The following is a 14,778-nucleotide window of genomic DNA, read 5'->3' on the forward strand; positions in this document are numbered from 1 at the left end:
CCTCACACATTCCGCTGTGGAAGTGAACGGTGCCGTCCAGGAGATATCCGTTTCTATTGAACAAGTAGCCGGCAATGCCCGCAGCACTTCGATGTCTGTAGAAGAAGTATCCGCTGCCATTGAAGAAATGGGCAGTCAAGTTAAGGGTGTGGCTGACAACGCGGAAAGTTTGAACCATTCGACTGGTGAAGTAGCGGCCGCGATTCAGGAAATGGCGGCATCCATTCAGCAGGTAGCAGGAAACGCCCAAAGTACAGCAAGCTCGGTAGAACAAGTATCTGCATCGATTGAGCAAATAGGTAAATCTGTTAAAGGTGTTTCCACAAATGCAACGGGCTTAACCGCTTCTGCGGAAGAGACAAGTAAAGCCATTCAGGAAATGGCGGCATCGATTGAGCAAGTGGCAGGCAATGCAGCAAATGTAAATCAATTGACGATGACAGTTGCTAAAGACGCGGAGGATGGAAAAGAGGCTGTACTTCAATCTGTCGATGGGATGAAAGAAATTGGAGAAGTCGTGCAGCAGGCTTCCACTGTTATGCAAAGCCTTGGCAAAAGTTCAAATGAGATTGGCAGTATTATTGAGGTCATTGATGATATCGCAGAACAAACGAATTTGCTGGCCTTAAATGCAGCGATCGAGGCAGCGCGGGCTGGTGAACATGGAAAAGGATTTAGTGTCGTGGCCGATGAAGTCCGGAAGCTGGCAGAAAGAACTGCTTCAGCTACAAAAGAAATTGCTGGTCTCATTAAAGGTATCCAAGCAGAAACCACTGATGCAATTAAAGCGATTGAAGTTGGTGAGCAAAAAGTAGATCAAGGATACAAGCTTTCTGATAAGGCAAATGAGGCTATCAATAAAATAGTAACAGGCGTAGAAAGCATCACCTCTGAAATTTCTCAAGTAACGACTGCCACAACGCAACAGACTGTACAAGCTAAAGATGTAGTAAAAGCAGTTGAGAATGTTACTCTCCAGGCCGAGCAGGTTGCACAGGCAACAGTTGAGCAGACGGCTGGTATTGAGGAAATTATTAAAGGAGTTATCAGCGCGAGAGAACAGGTACGACAAATTACAGAAGCTACTGCTGAACAATCAGAGCAGTCTCAACTCATCGTAAGCTCCGTAGAAAATATGACAACACAGACTGAGCTAGTAGCGCAGGCTGTGAAGGAACAGGCTGCAGGAGTAGAGGAAATTATAAAAGGTGTGACTAATGCCCGTGAACAAGCGAGACAAATTACAACAGCTACAGGAGAACAAGCAAAACAAGCTGCCGATATTGTCCAATCTGTATTGAATGTCACTAATCAAGCAGAAATGGTAACGAATGCAACGAAAGAGCAAACAGTAGCGGTAGAAGAAGTGATCTTAGGCATTCGAAATGCTCGAGAGCAAGTGAAGCAAATTACAACGGCTACAGGAGAGCAAGCGAAACAAGCACAAGGCATAATTAATGAAGTAGTCAGCATGGTGGAACAAACAAGACAAGTGACTGAATCCATGAAAGAGCAAGCGGCTGGTGTGGAAGATATTATAAAGAGTGTAATGAATGCCCGTGAACAGGTAGTCCAAATTACAAGTGGCACTCAGGAACAAACAAAGCAAATGAGCTATATCGTTAAAGCAATGGAAAATGTGACGAACCAAGCTGAACAAGTAGATGAGGCTACGGAAGAGCAAAAGGCAAGTGCCCGCGAGATTATTAAAGGTGTTGTCAATGCCCGCGAACAAGTCCGCCAGATTACAGTAGCGGCAGAAGAACAAGCGAAACAAGCCCAAGAAGTTGTCCGGGCGGTCGCCAACGTAGCGAATCAATCAAGCCAAGTAACAGAAGCTGTACGTGAGCAAGCTGTTGGTGCAGAGGAAATTATTAGTGGAGTAGCCGATGCCCGCGAACAAGTCCAGCAGGTTGCAACCGCCGTGGCAGAACAAGCGAAGCAGGCAAAAGTAATCGTGGAAGCTGTTCAAAATGTGACAAGCCAAGCGGAGTTAGTGACAAATGCGACGATCAAGCAAACAGATGGAGCAAAAAATATAGCAGATGAAGTAAGAAACGCAGGAGAACAGTTAACACAAGTAACACAAGCAATAGAAGAACAAGCAAATCAATCCAGCAGCATCATTCAGGCTGCTAGCGAGGTAACGGAGCAGGCTGCTATGGTTACTCAAGCAGCGAAAGAGCAATTAGAGGCCGTGGAAGAAGTGGTTATGAGCATTACAAATATAAGAAATCAGATGGCCAATGTAACGAGCGCAACAAAAGGCTTAACTTCTGAAACTGGGGAAGTCGTGAATCTTATCAAATCTGTAAAAACACAGACGGAGGAAGTAAAAACAGCTACATCCATCCAAGCAGATGAGTTGGAAATTATTCAAAATTCGATTAAAGAAACGGCTGGGGTTTTTGGAAGGAATGGCCTGGACCTTGAACGCATTAAAAGCGTTACAGAAAGTCTGAAAGGCCAAAAAGATCAGTTTCAGCGTCTTCTTCAACCAAGCAGATGATAGCATGGAAAGCCGTTGAACAAAGAGATCAACGGCTTCTTTTTCGCGTTGAACGTATACACAACAGTGAGAAAAATATAGGCAACAAGGGGACTGAGAATGTGGAAAACTTTGCACTTAAGCAACTGACGCAAATGGTTTATGAGTATTGCGGTCTTAATTATCAAACGAATAGTGCCTCATTAGAAACAAAAATAGCAGGAAGACTTCAACAGTTACACGTCTCTGTCTGGGAATATATCCGTCTGCTTGAACAATCGACAGCAGAGTGGGACGTTTTAGTGGAGCTGCTCACTATAAATGAAACGTATTTTTATCGGGAGGACAAGCAGCTGGCTGTCTATCAAAACGAAGTGCTTCCAGAATTGATTGCCCAAAACCCCGATCGTGCTTTAGAGGTTTGGAGTGCGGCCTGTTCATCAGGAGAGGAACCTTATTCCTTGGCGATCACTACTATAGATTCAGGGCTTTGCCCGCCACAAAAGGTTGCTATTAAGGGGACGGATATTAATAAAAAGGTATTACAGGCAGCTGCAAGCGGTATTTATAATAAACAATCATTGTCTTTTAGACGAATACCTGATCGCTGGCTGAAACATTATTTTATCGAACAATCAGATACCTTCCGCGTAATAGAGCCAGTGAAAAGCATGGTAGCTTTTGAGCAGTTAAATTTACTTGACCCATTTAAAATGGGCAATCTTCGGCAGCAATACGATGTTATTTTTTGCCGTAATGTACTAATTTATTTTGATTTAGAAACGATTAAGAAAGTCGCCAGCTATTTTTACCAGGCATTGAAGGGGGGAGGGTACCTGTTTTTAGGACATGCGGAGAATATCTCAACTATGGGGATAGGGTTCCAGACGATGAGCAAAAATGGAACTTTTTATTACAGAAAGGAGTCAGCCGATGGACAAGCGAATTGGTGTAATGATCGTTGATGATTCAGCGTTTATGAGAAAAACGATCAGTGACATGGTTGAAGCAAGCTCAGAATTATATGTAGCTGGCAAAGCAAGAAATGGCTTGGACGCGCTTGAAAAAATAAAACGGCTGAAACCAGATGTTGTCACGCTTGATATCGAGATGCCGAAATTAGACGGGCTAGATACGTTGAGAAGAATGATGGAAGAGTGCCCGACGCCTGTTATGATGATAAGCAACGGAGCAGAATCGACACTGGAAGCTTTTGATATAGGGGCCGTAGACTTCGTTGTGAAGGAAGACTTAGTGAAAGAGGTAGAAGGGGAGAAGTTAATCAATTTTCATCAAAGAATCACAGCAGCTGCCAATGCAAAGCTCCCTGTTTCTTCTGTTACGGGTGAAAGTAAAAAAGAGGAGAGGCAAGTGGAGTTGGCAAAGAAGAAGGAAGCATCCTGGCAAAAGCAAAAAATGAGCATGATTGTCATTGGAAGCTCAACAGGAGGTCCTGCTGCTCTTCAAAAAATACTTACCCGTTTCCCTGAAGATTTTCCTCTGCCTATACTCATTATTCAGCACATGCCACCAGGGTTTACAAAACCGTTAGCCGAGCGGTTCAATAGTTTATGCCATATTCGTGTGAAGGAAGCGGAGCATAATGAAATAATGGAACCTGGCACTGCTTATGTGGCGCCAGCTGGTTTGCAGACGGCCGTACAGGAAATCGAAGGACACTACCAAATTAAATTGAAAATATCCGCTCCAGTTGAAACGTTGTATAAACCGTCAGTAGATGTAGCATTGCTCTCTATTGCACCTATTGTAAAAGACAAATTGCTCGCTGTGATCTTAACTGGTATGGGGGAGGATGGGTTAAGAGGGTGCAAGAGAGTCAAGCAAGCAGGAGGCACTGTGTTATCTGAGTCAGAAGAAACGTGTATCGTGTATGGAATGCCAAAGGTAGTGTATGAAGCTGGTTTAGCAGACAAGCAAATTCCTCTGTATGACGTATACGACCGAATGATAGATTATTTATAGTCTCCTTAGAAAAGGTGGATGATATTGAAATTCATTAGTAAACGGATTAAAACGAAAGAAGATATTTATAGCGCAATGACTGTAACAGAAGAACTAGCAAACGAGCAAGAGTTTTCTATCCATGATGTGATCAAGATGAGGCTGGCAACAGAGGAAGCCTGCACTAATTCGTATGAATATTGCCGAGCGAAAGGAATGTCTTATTTTCTGATTAAATGGAGTGCCACGCCTTCTTTGATCGAAATTACCGTGAGACAAAAAGGCAAAGCATCATTTCCTCTGATTGAACAAGCAGATGTAAATACTGGTTTACGAGGCCGCGGAATTGCCTTAATGGTCCATCTCATGGATAAAGTTGAAATTAGAAGAAGAAAAAATTGTGTTGAATTATATATGAATAAATGGAAAGGTGAATAGTTATGCAGATCTATCAGAGGAGCCGAGTTACTATTTTAGACATAAAGTCTGAAGTAACCATTAAAAACAGTGACCTATTTAGAACAACTATGCAGCGTTTGCTTAATCACCCAAGCCTCCATTTAATTTTAAATTTAGAACATGTGACATACTTAAATAGCTCTGCGCTCGGTATTATTGCTGATATAGCAATAAAAGCAAAGGAAGCAGAGAAAGAATTAGTTATTACGGGTATTCAGTCTCCGATGAATGAAATTTTTGAAGTAGTGAAATTTGATACCTTCATGAAAATTTTTTCTACAGCGGAAGAGGCCATAGACTACTTTGAACAACACTAAAAGGCTATATTTTATTGAAAATGAGTAAAGTGTTTTAATAATGCTGGCTAATCAAAAAATGACGGAATGGGGAGATGGACGTTACTTTTAAGAAGTTAACGGTAAATATGAAGAGGGATTTGGAACTTGCGGCAGGCGTTGGCAGAGATACTTTTAATTCTGAGGAGATGAGCATAACGGCACAGCGCTATAAACTACTTTTTGATTGTTCTCCACATATAGCTTGTATGCTTGATAAGCATGGATTTATTGTTGATTTGAATATAAAAATGGAAGAATTGGCAAGTTCTAAAATAAAAGGACAGCATTTTAATACTATTTTATATGATGAACAATCTAGTTTGACGGCGGATCTTTTTCGCGAAGCATTAGCAGGAAATACGCTAGAAGGGTATGAGACAATCAAGGACAAACAAGGTGCCCCTGTTTATATAGAATATAGAAGTATTCCTGTTGTAGTAGACAAAGAGCTGGTTGGATTATGTGTGGCAGCTAAAGACATAACAGAAAAGAAAGAGCTTGAATGGCAAAGAGAAAAGGAGCTCCATGTAGCGGCACTTGTTCAGCAAAGTGTTCTTTGTCAAACGTTAATGACAGAATCTTTGGCAATCTCTGGTCACTATGTACCTGCTCATAATATAGGGGGAGACATGTATGCCTGGTATCAGTTAGATGAGAGTCGTTTTGGTGTATTGATTCTGGATGTGATGGGCCACGGTGTGTCTGCGGCTTTAATATCCATGTCCATTCGTTCAGTTGTAGAACAATTGATTAAGAGGCTTCAAGCCCCAGATTTAATTATGAAAGAACTTAATGAACATGTATATGCGTTATTTAATGAACGCAGTGCCTCCCTCCATTTTTTCTCCGCGCTTTACACGGTGGTGGATGTGGAGAATAAAGAAATATACTATATCAATGCTGGACATCCTCCTGGTATTTTAATACAGAAACACCAATGTATACGGCTTGTCTCTTCGAGCCCCCCTTTAGGATTTTTGCGTAATACAGAGTTTAAGACGTCAATGCTTAGCTATGAGCATCCTGCAAGGATCATCTTGTTTACGGATGGGCTTTCTGCCTGCTCAAATAATAACTCCTCAATGAATCAATCTATAACAGAAATAGAGGAGAGTTTTTTAGCGAATAAACAGCTTGGATGTGAAGAATATGTCCAACAGGTTCTTTTACAAAGAAAGAATCCGGTAGAGCCTGATGATATTTCCCTCGTAAAGGTAGAAATTTTTTAATCTGGACATAGAGAAACTCGGCAAGGAGGCAAAAGCAATGAAAGAAAAAGAGGAGCTTGGAATACCCAAAATAAAAGCTAATCAATACAAGGGACTGGTCCAGGACAATTCTATAAAAGCGAATGACAGGAGAAGAGAAAAGGTGCTTGTGTCTCCATCTTTAACATTGTCACTTGATCGATACGGGTTTGTAAAAGAGGTAAAGGCTTATGATGAAAGATTGACACTCAACGCAGCCTCTAACTTACAGAATAAGCATGCAAATGAGCTGATAGCAGATAAAAGCGGAGCTTTTTTTAGTCGGTTGAAGAACGATATGAAGGAGCCAGCTTTCTTTTTGCCTGAGTTCAGATTGTATTTAAAGGAAGACACCTATCGCTGGTTTAGAGGAATAGTCATAAAAAATGGCCAAAACGGCTATGAGCTCATTTGTCATGATATTTCAAAGGAAAAGAATGATATAGAATTTCTGGAGGATCAACAGAAAGTTTGGAATGCAATGGCTGATCAGGCTCCTTTATCGGTTATTCTTTCTCAACTAGCAAAAGCCATTGAAAGGCAAATCGATGGAGGAGTTTGTTCCGTTTTTTTGTATGATGAAGTGAAACAGCAGTTTCAGCTTGGAGCCAGCCCCCATTTGTCGTATAACTTTAACCGAGTCACTGGTTTCTTGTTGTCTGCACACCATTCTCAAGCAATGACGGCTATTCAAAAAAATGAACCGCTAATCATTACACGAATTTTAGACTATATACCTGACGACTATCGGGCGTTTCTTCAAGAATTTCAGATCAACGGCTGTCTTCTTTTTCCGCTTGTATCTGTAAGGTTCAGGGAGATACAGGGGATTATCCTAGTTTTTTGTGAAAACGTAAAAGGATTAATGGCAGGCGAGCAGCAAAACAGCATGAAACTCGTTAAGATCGCTTCCTTAGTTATTGATTACTACAACAAAGAAAAAGAGCTAAAACATACAGGCATGTACGATACTTTAACTGGTCTTCCCAACCGTTCTTCCTTGACTACAGCCATTGAAGGGGAGATTGAGCGAGATACAAACCAGCCCCTTGTTTTATTATGTATTGATTGTGATCGCTTTCAACTGATAAATGATTCTTTCGGATATGAGACGGGAGATAGAATTTTACAGCAGCTTGCGGAAAAATTAAATGAAAATCCACATAAAGAGAATATGGTTGCTCGTCTGAATGGAGATAAATTCGTTGTATTAAGTAAAAATTGTGAAGATCCAACACTATTTATTAAAAACATTCAAGCTATCTTTGATCAGCCATGGATTATTAATGGAAAAGAAATCTATCTTACTGCAGGGATTGGCATTGCGAAGTATCCAGCGGACGGACGCGATGCTGAAACATTATTAAAGAGAGTAGAAAAAGCGCTCTACACGGCTAAGACAGAGGGGAGAAGCCATGTCTGCTTTTTTCGTAAAGAATCGGAATCTTCCTTTTCAAGTAGACTAAGCTTAGAGCAGGATCTTTATCATGCGCTCGAAAAAGAGCAGTTTAGTCTTTATTATCAGCCGCAAGTAAATATGGTGACAGGAGAAATAGTTGGAGCGGAAGCACTCATGAGGTGGAAGCATCCAGTGCATGGGTACATCCCGCCTGTGAAGTTTATTCCATTGTTAGAAGACATAGGCCTGATCAAGCCCGTAGGGGAATGGGTGTTAAACACAGCTTGTCATCAGCAAACAACATGGGCCTCTAAATATTCAGCACCATTTCATATGTCTGTAAATCTGTCTCCAAAACAATTTGAAGAAGATACGCTCGTAAGTTCGGTAAAAAAAGCTTTAAATCTATCCGGTATGAATGCGGCTCATTTAAAGCTAGAGATTACGGAAAGTATGCTTTTAAACGAGGAAGGTCGTGCTTTAGGAATGTTAAACCGGCTAAATGAAATTGGGGTGGGGGTATCCATTGATGACTTCGGCACAGGATATTCATCTCTTTCCTATCTAAAGCGGTTTCCTATTCAAACAATCAAGATTGATCGTGCTTTTGTAAAAGACATTGAACAGGATAAGCGAGATCAACTGATCATCAAAGCGATTATTGATCTTAGCCGTGCTTTAAACGTTGGCATTATCGCCGAGGGTGCCGAAACTATTAATCAAATTAATTGTTTGAGAGAAGCTGAGTGTCACACCGTCCAAGGCTACTTCTTTAGCCAGCCTGTTCCACCTGAAGTATTTGAACAGAAACTACCAGAATGGATGAAACTTGCCAAAATAATTAGTAAATCACGCAAATAAAAGCTAGTAGCGAACGCATTATTAATATTTTTAGGATTATTTTACTAAAGAAATTAACAGAACATAGCCGATACTACTAGTAGAAAAATATTTGCGGGTGGAGGCTCTATGAATTACTTTAAGATATTGTTTGAAAATATTGTCAACCTAAATTCTTATATGATTAACGTACCGATTGCTGTGTTTGAGTTAGAAGGAGAAAAGTTATTTAGTACCGAACTGGATGAGGAGAGACTTCCAGAAGAAGAGGCCACCGCTTTTTTTGAAGACCTTAAACGAGTTGCCGAAAAAATTGAGAAAACAACCATTTTTACTCCTAACAGCGATCCATACTCTTCCTTTTGTTATTTTCTATCTCCGGTTTTTGAAATCGGAGATTATTCATTATTTCTTCTTGCCGGCCCTTTCCAAAACCAAGAAGTTGTGGAGGAAGCAGAAAGAGATGCCTGGCATTTGCCATTTATTCATGCGAAAGCTCAGGAAAAGAGCTTGTTATACATGGATCGTCTGGTAGAAATGATTGCAGTTTTAGAAAGACAAACACATCTAAAAACCATTAGCCAAAAAATTAATGAAATATTTTATACCGTACATGATACAGGTGAAAAACATGTGGATCAATATATAGAAATAATATCCAGGTTATTAATGCAAACAAATGAACTGGACTTTTTCGGCTACGCTAGGAAAAATGAAAATGATGTATATGAAATTCACTTAATCGAAGGAAAGAACACGGAAAGCCTTAAAGGCAAGTTTTTTCATATTGGAGAAGGGGCTTTAGGACATGCGGTCGCTTCTGAACGGGATGTCCATTGGAATCACATAAGAGACACGAACAGGGCAAAGTTTCTTAACGCCCATGGAATTTTCCCGAACCATCTACACTGTTACCCGATTAAGAAAAATGACACGATAGAGGCGCTCTTATTTATTGGCACAGTGAAGGAGAAAATGGTCGATCAAGAATTGCTGCAGCTTATTTCGTTTCTCGTAAACTATCTGCAAGAAAGAAAGCAGACGAAGGAAGGGCTTGTTCAAGCATCAAGAACCTGTTCTCTCTACAGTTCCTTAGTTGATTTTCTAGAAATATGCTTTTATACGAAAGATTTTAAAAATGTTATTTATAAAATTCTAGACTTTTTTCAATCTATTTCCGAAGATCATCCAATTTGTTTTACATTAGAGAGCAAGGAGTACTTTTCAAGGGGATTGCCGAGTGAAAAAGTATATGAACAGCATAAAGAAATAGCCGATGCTGCCCTTAATACAAGCATAAAGGAAGAATTAATAGAATCAGAAGAGCATATCAGCAAGCCTTTTATATTGCATGGAAAGGTATACGGGCTATTGACGATTGACACTGATGGTATGAACATCCCTGATTTCATGAGAGATATGCTCAATATTACAGCGGAAGCCGCCAGCCTAATTTACAAAAAGTTTTTAGATGAACAAAGTATCGCAACTCCAGCCTATATTAGCCGTCTTGAGCTTTTGCATGAAAGCATGAGGGAGCTTAATACTCAAAAATACGAGTTAACAGTGGCTGCGGTTGACATGACGAAGAAATTAGCACACAGCTTGAAAATAAAGGAAGAAAATATTGGGGTTTTACTAAGAGCGTGCAAAATGATTCCTTACAGCCATGCTTTTCTCATAGATAACTTTCAAGGAACCGACGAACTAGTGATTGTGGAGGAATATCTTAATTATACAACTGCAGAACAAAAGCCAGCTTTGAGACGAGCTGAGCCACAAATTCTTCTGCTTGTCTTCGCGGCGTTACGAAACGATGATGTAGAAAAAGAATCTGATCATATGAATCCAACGATTGCTAGTCTTTTTTTTCAACTGTATCCAGAATATAAGGGGAAAAAGGGCGAAGGTACAAACAACATCATACGTTCGAAGAAAGAGTTCGAATCAAAAGCAATCGAAAAAATAACGGATATCAAGGGAGTCATTATGAGCCTAAATTTAACAGCTCGCGAAAAGGAAATTCTTCATTTAGTGTTAGAGGGTCTTAACAACCACGAAGTGTCCGATTATTTAACTATTAGCGTACACACAGTTAAAAACCATATTACTAATATCTATAGGAAACTAAATGTAACGGACCGGGTGCAGGCAATGGCGAAAATATATAGAATCAAATATGAGGAAGAGGAATGATCGATTTACAGGCTGCCGATCATTTGCTTAGGGGATTAGCTAAGAGAAGAGGTAGGCGGTGCATTTCAGATTTGACCATTATAATTATAGGGAGTGAGCTGAAGCCCTCTTCTTCCTATCATTTTGTTTGCATAACGATATGAATAGAAATCAGAAAGAGTTCCAGCTCTTATTGATATGTAATTAGACTCTTATTTCTTCGTTTGCGAATAGGTCTTTTATAGAAAAGAAAGTTAATTATCTTTATTAATAGACTTGGGCTACAAACAGCCTCCGCTTAGCTCCCTCTTTTTAAAATTCTCTACTCCCTCATTTAACCGTAAAAACCAATAAAACAATCAAGCATCTCTAAAGAGAAGCGCATGCTGCTCCTCTTCTTTGTTAATGTTCTCTATATGAAAGAAGTGAAGCCTTGCCTTATAAAAAGCAAGGCTTTTTATTTAAATGGAAAAGATTATAATGAACGTATGATGTATATGTAAAAATATGGAGCTTAGATGGATGGTGATGTTTCATCTGTCTTAACCGATCAGCGAAACCATAGAAAAAGGAATAGATCCTATTCAATGACATAGGGTTGAAATCTTCTAGGAATCTGATTGCAAACGTTGAAATCGACAGCAGGACAGCTAAGCAGAAATAAAAAAAGAAGGAGACCATATGCAAAAACTTCTCTCGGCTATCATACTGTTTATGTTAACGATGACCGCAGGCTGTAGTAGTGACATGATTGGTTTTTCTGGGGAAAGCAACAGTTGGAAAGGAGAGTATTCAGCTGTTAAGAGCGACACAAATGAACACGGAGAATATCGATTTACTTACAAACACGCCGCAAGAGATACCTCTTTTAAGAACTTAACGATTACAATTCATAACGGTGAAATGGTAAGACAAGAAGATTTCTTTAAAGGAGCTGCCGTCATCATTTCTAAAGACGGTTCAAGCAGCAGTTTAGCGCAGGAAAGCGGCCCTATTCCAGTAACGATTAAATGGGACGAGGATCAAGAAGAAGCTTTTACGATGAAACCGAGATAACCGTTGAATTGGCTTCACGAGCAGGGAGGGAGTGAGGGCGTGAATGAAATTTGGCTAGTGATCACTAATTGTTTGATGATCTCTTTTTTTATTGGATTAGCCTTTTGGCTGCTGAATTTCCTATTTCCTAAAAAACATTATGATATTGGGCTTGGTGTAATCCTGATTGTGTTAAGTGTTGGAACTATATTTTATAGCCTGCATTATATAAAAGGATGGGAAGGAATGGGTGTAGGGATAGTGGCGGCTCTCGTTTTAGGAGGAACGATTATTGCGTTAGGAATTAGTATTCTCTTTAAAGTGCTGCTGTGGAATAAAGGAAAGCCAAAAAATAATTAGGATTTATACAGACGGTTACATGAAGAGCTTCATAAGCCTTGATCGGCATTTTTAACAGCGTATGTTATGGCATTATAGCTGCAGCAGGATAACGATCTAATGCAATAAAACTCAAAAAGCTAGTTACAGGGAGTGGGGGAACATTGGAAACATTGCTTACATATAACCAGGGATCATCCAATAAATTTTGGAAAATTCATGTGGCGGGACATTCATTTACGGTGACATATGGGAAAGTGGGCACGGTCGGCTCAGTGAAAGTAAAAGAGTTTGACTCAGAAGAGGTATGCCGGAAAGAAGCACAAAAGCTCATTCAATCAAAATTAAAGAAAGGTTATGTATGGGCCCAGTCATCCTATCATGTCATAAAAGAAAGCTCGATGACAGAAGAACTGTTTTGGGAGCTATTGGAGAAGTGCAAGGAAAAGGGAGAAGATGCAGACGGGCAAATGGAGTGGCTGGTCGCACAGTTATCGAAAAGATCGGTAAAAGATATTGTCATGTTTGATTCTATTTTCAATCAGTATTACCACAAGTCCTATACGTCCGATTTGTGGGCGGCTGCTTACATTGTGATGGGAGGATGTTCGGACGATTGCTTTGATTATTTCAGAGCTTGGCTGCTTTATCTTGGAAAAGAACGATATGAAGCGGCCATTGATAATCCTGAAACCCTTCTTCCTTATTTTAAGATCCTAGAAGAGCAAGAAGAAATCCCTCAATTAGAAGAGCTGCTGTATGTGGCAAGCCAGGCGTATGAGGAAAAAACAGGGCTCGATGATGAGGCCTATTTCAAGGTATACGATCAATTAGCAGAAGACGATAGCGACGAGCCAGAAATGGAGTTTGACTGGGAGGAAGATGATGAAGAAGGGCTGTGCAGGAAGTTCCCGCTATTATGGAGGGAGTATGGGGAGAATCCGTTAGAGTAAATCTGGTATTTTCTTTTTATAATAGGCTTACATTCTAGAGAAGAATAAAATCCAAGATAGTAAGAAAAACCGCGCTTTAAGATTCAATTTGATCTTAAAGCGCGGTTTCTGCTGTTATGGAGTTATTGAATGGATAACCTAAATAGCTGCTGTTGATCACGTATGTCAACACCATTCCAATAGGTCATGTAAAAGGCTCCATTTTGATATTCAAAATCACCATTCATTCTTCCAGGAAGCGTAGTCATTTTTTTATGATTTTTTCCGTCAAAGGTCATTTGATAAATACTTTGTTTAGAAGCAAAGCTATTCTCATTATAATAAATATATAGGGAGCCAATATAGAAATTGGACAAGTTCACGGAAGAAACTTTCTTGATTTCCTTCCCGCTTAAGTTCATTTGATATAAGTTTCTTCCATTAATTTTATCATCCCAATGAATAACACAGTAAATCGTATTATATTTTATCGTAATAGTATCGATGTTATTGATTCCTGTTAATAATAGTCTTTCTGATTTTCCTCCACTCGTTTCTATTTTAGAAAAGAATTCACTTACTTCAAAATCTGCATCCTCTTCATCGCTGTTTCCTTCATACACAACATACACAAAATAAATCCAGCCATTATGGACAATAAACTCTTGAACCCATCCTGCTGGTTTGTATAAAAATTTTGTTTCCTTTCCGTTTACATTAACACGGAAAAAACCTTTTTCAGTGAAGTAGTAAATAGTGTTGCCGCTGATCGTATACTGTGATGTGTTCACCGCTGAATAAGTATATAGCAAGCTTCCTTTTAATGAATATTTTTGAAGCTTAGAAAGATTTTCGTTAAACACATAGATTGCATCATTTTGTATACGGATATTTGAATAGTTTCCTGCCCGCATGATAGAGGTCTTTTTCAATTTGCTGTCCGTTTTATAAATTCCGGGTGTTTTTGTTGAAGAAGAGTCGATTACTACAAAGACAGCTCCTTGTTTTTCAGCAAAATGGCGCTGCGACGAATTATCGGAATCTGGCTCGTTATTGACTTTCAAGAGGGCAGCAGGGACGTAAGCAGACTTTTTATTAAAGGAGATCTCTGCCCAGCCGCCTGGTTTTATACTGAAAATAGAGACAGCTTGCCCTCTTTTTAGTGTGCCGATTGCTTTTGCTTTTGGACTTGGCTTCTCGCGGACGCTCAATGAAGCTGTGTTAACTACAGCCTTTTGGGAAGAACTTGCCGCAGTTGAAGCGGCAGGATGATAAAAACTAAGCATCATTACTGCCAGTGCTAAAATAACTATTAACTTTTTCATGTGTATCCTCCATATTATGTATATAATTCCATTATAACATTATTTTAGCGATAAATAATTTATGAGAGTAGAAAGATTTTTTTAATCAATTATTAAAATAGTTGATCCAGTGGTGAGAGAGGAAGATAAAACAAATTAAAAAACAAATAGAACCGCCCTCATATTGAACGGATTGTTTTTGTTATTGAAAGATGAAGAGATTTTTTATAAAATTTAGAAAAGCGAAAAGAATTTTATTT

Annotated in this window: 12 protein-coding genes; 11 read left to right on the plus strand and 1 reads right to left on the minus strand. The window is 39.5% G+C overall.

The features are described 5' to 3' along the window. Positions 1 to 496 precede the first annotated feature (496 nt). From AC623_RS22260 to AC623_RS08015, 11 genes are all read left to right on the plus strand, one after another. Positions 497 to 2,509, plus strand: a complete 2,013-nt coding sequence (locus tag AC623_RS22260; RefSeq protein WP_442853562.1) for a methyl-accepting chemotaxis protein — start codon at positions 497 to 499, stop codon at positions 2,507 to 2,509. Between the two features lie 101 nt (positions 2,510 to 2,610). After that, on the plus strand, positions 2,611 to 3,453 hold the full coding sequence (locus tag AC623_RS07970; RefSeq protein ID WP_082174527.1) for a CheR family methyltransferase: 843 nt from the start codon (positions 2,611 to 2,613) through the stop codon (positions 3,451 to 3,453). After that, positions 3,422 to 4,471, plus strand: a complete 1,050-nt coding sequence (locus AC623_RS07975) for a protein-glutamate methylesterase/protein-glutamine glutaminase (RefSeq protein ID WP_049661956.1) — start codon at positions 3,422 to 3,424, stop codon at positions 4,469 to 4,471. The genes AC623_RS07970 and AC623_RS07975 overlap by 32 nt, the downstream gene beginning before the upstream one ends. Before the next feature lie 24 nt (positions 4,472 to 4,495). Beyond that, positions 4,496 to 4,888: an ATP-binding protein gene (locus AC623_RS07980; protein ID WP_049661957.1), complete on the plus strand. Its 393-nt coding sequence runs from the start codon at positions 4,496 to 4,498 to the stop codon at positions 4,886 to 4,888. 2 nt (positions 4,889 to 4,890) lie between these two features. Then, positions 4,891 to 5,226 carry an STAS domain-containing protein gene (locus AC623_RS07985; protein ID WP_049661958.1) on the plus strand — a complete coding sequence of 112 codons (336 nt, stop codon included), beginning with the start codon at positions 4,891 to 4,893 and terminating at the stop codon, positions 5,224 to 5,226. A 74-nt stretch (positions 5,227 to 5,300) separates the two neighbouring features. Next, entirely contained in the window at positions 5,301 to 6,476 is a 1,176-nt protein-coding gene (locus tag AC623_RS07990) for a SpoIIE family protein phosphatase (RefSeq protein ID WP_082174361.1), read from the plus strand. A gap of 37 nt (positions 6,477 to 6,513) precedes the next feature. After that, positions 6,514 to 8,754 (plus strand): sensor domain-containing phosphodiesterase, encoded by a 2,241-nt coding sequence (locus AC623_RS07995; RefSeq protein WP_049661960.1) that lies wholly within the window; start codon positions 6,514 to 6,516, stop codon positions 8,752 to 8,754. Positions 8,755 to 8,862: 108 nt separating this feature from the next. Next, positions 8,863 to 10,929 (plus strand): response regulator transcription factor, encoded by a 2,067-nt coding sequence (locus tag AC623_RS21725; RefSeq protein WP_049661961.1) that lies wholly within the window; start codon positions 8,863 to 8,865, stop codon positions 10,927 to 10,929. 660 nt (positions 10,930 to 11,589) lie between these two features. Next, positions 11,590 to 11,964: a hypothetical protein gene (locus tag AC623_RS08005; protein WP_049661962.1), complete on the plus strand. Its 375-nt coding sequence runs from the start codon at positions 11,590 to 11,592 to the stop codon at positions 11,962 to 11,964. Between the two features lie 39 nt (positions 11,965 to 12,003). Next, on the plus strand, positions 12,004 to 12,303 hold the full coding sequence (locus AC623_RS08010) for a YesK family protein (RefSeq protein WP_049661963.1): 300 nt from the start codon (positions 12,004 to 12,006) through the stop codon (positions 12,301 to 12,303). 143 nt (positions 12,304 to 12,446) lie between these two features. Next, positions 12,447 to 13,235 carry a DUF4240 domain-containing protein gene (locus tag AC623_RS08015; RefSeq protein WP_049661964.1) on the plus strand — a complete coding sequence of 263 codons (789 nt, stop codon included), beginning with the start codon at positions 12,447 to 12,449 and terminating at the stop codon, positions 13,233 to 13,235. A gap of 122 nt (positions 13,236 to 13,357) precedes the next feature. On the opposite strand, the gene AC623_RS08020 is transcribed toward AC623_RS08015, so the two are convergent. After that, positions 13,358 to 14,539: a DUF5050 domain-containing protein gene (locus AC623_RS08020; protein WP_049661965.1), complete on the minus strand. Its 1,182-nt coding sequence runs from the start codon at positions 14,537 to 14,539 to the stop codon at positions 13,358 to 13,360. Positions 14,540 to 14,778 lie beyond the last annotated feature (239 nt).

Origin of the sequence: Bacillus sp. FJAT-27231 (assembly GCF_001183975.1) — a bacterium.
In the GTDB taxonomy this organism is placed as follows: domain Bacteria; phylum Bacillota; class Bacilli; order Bacillales; family Domibacillaceae; genus Pseudobacillus; species Pseudobacillus wudalianchiensis.

Coding starts and splice junctions, on each gene's coding strand:
- AC623_RS22260 (WP_442853562.1), top strand. CDS start 497: ATGAAAGAAATTGGAGAAGTCGTGCAGCAGGCTTCCACTGTTATGCAA.
- AC623_RS07975 (WP_049661956.1), top strand. CDS start 3,422: ATGGACAAGCGAATTGGTGTAATGATCGTTGATGATTCAGCGTTTATG.
- AC623_RS07985 (WP_049661958.1), top strand. CDS start 4,891: ATGCAGATCTATCAGAGGAGCCGAGTTACTATTTTAGACATAAAGTCT.
- AC623_RS07990 (WP_082174361.1), top strand. CDS start 5,301: ATGGACGTTACTTTTAAGAAGTTAACGGTAAATATGAAGAGGGATTTG.
- AC623_RS07995 (WP_049661960.1), top strand. CDS start 6,514: ATGAAAGAAAAAGAGGAGCTTGGAATACCCAAAATAAAAGCTAATCAA.
- AC623_RS21725 (WP_049661961.1), top strand. CDS start 8,863: ATGAATTACTTTAAGATATTGTTTGAAAATATTGTCAACCTAAATTCT.
- AC623_RS08005 (WP_049661962.1), top strand. CDS start 11,590: ATGCAAAAACTTCTCTCGGCTATCATACTGTTTATGTTAACGATGACC.
- AC623_RS08020 (WP_049661965.1), bottom strand. CDS start 14,539: ATGAAAAAGTTAATAGTTATTTTAGCACTGGCAGTAATGATGCTTAGT.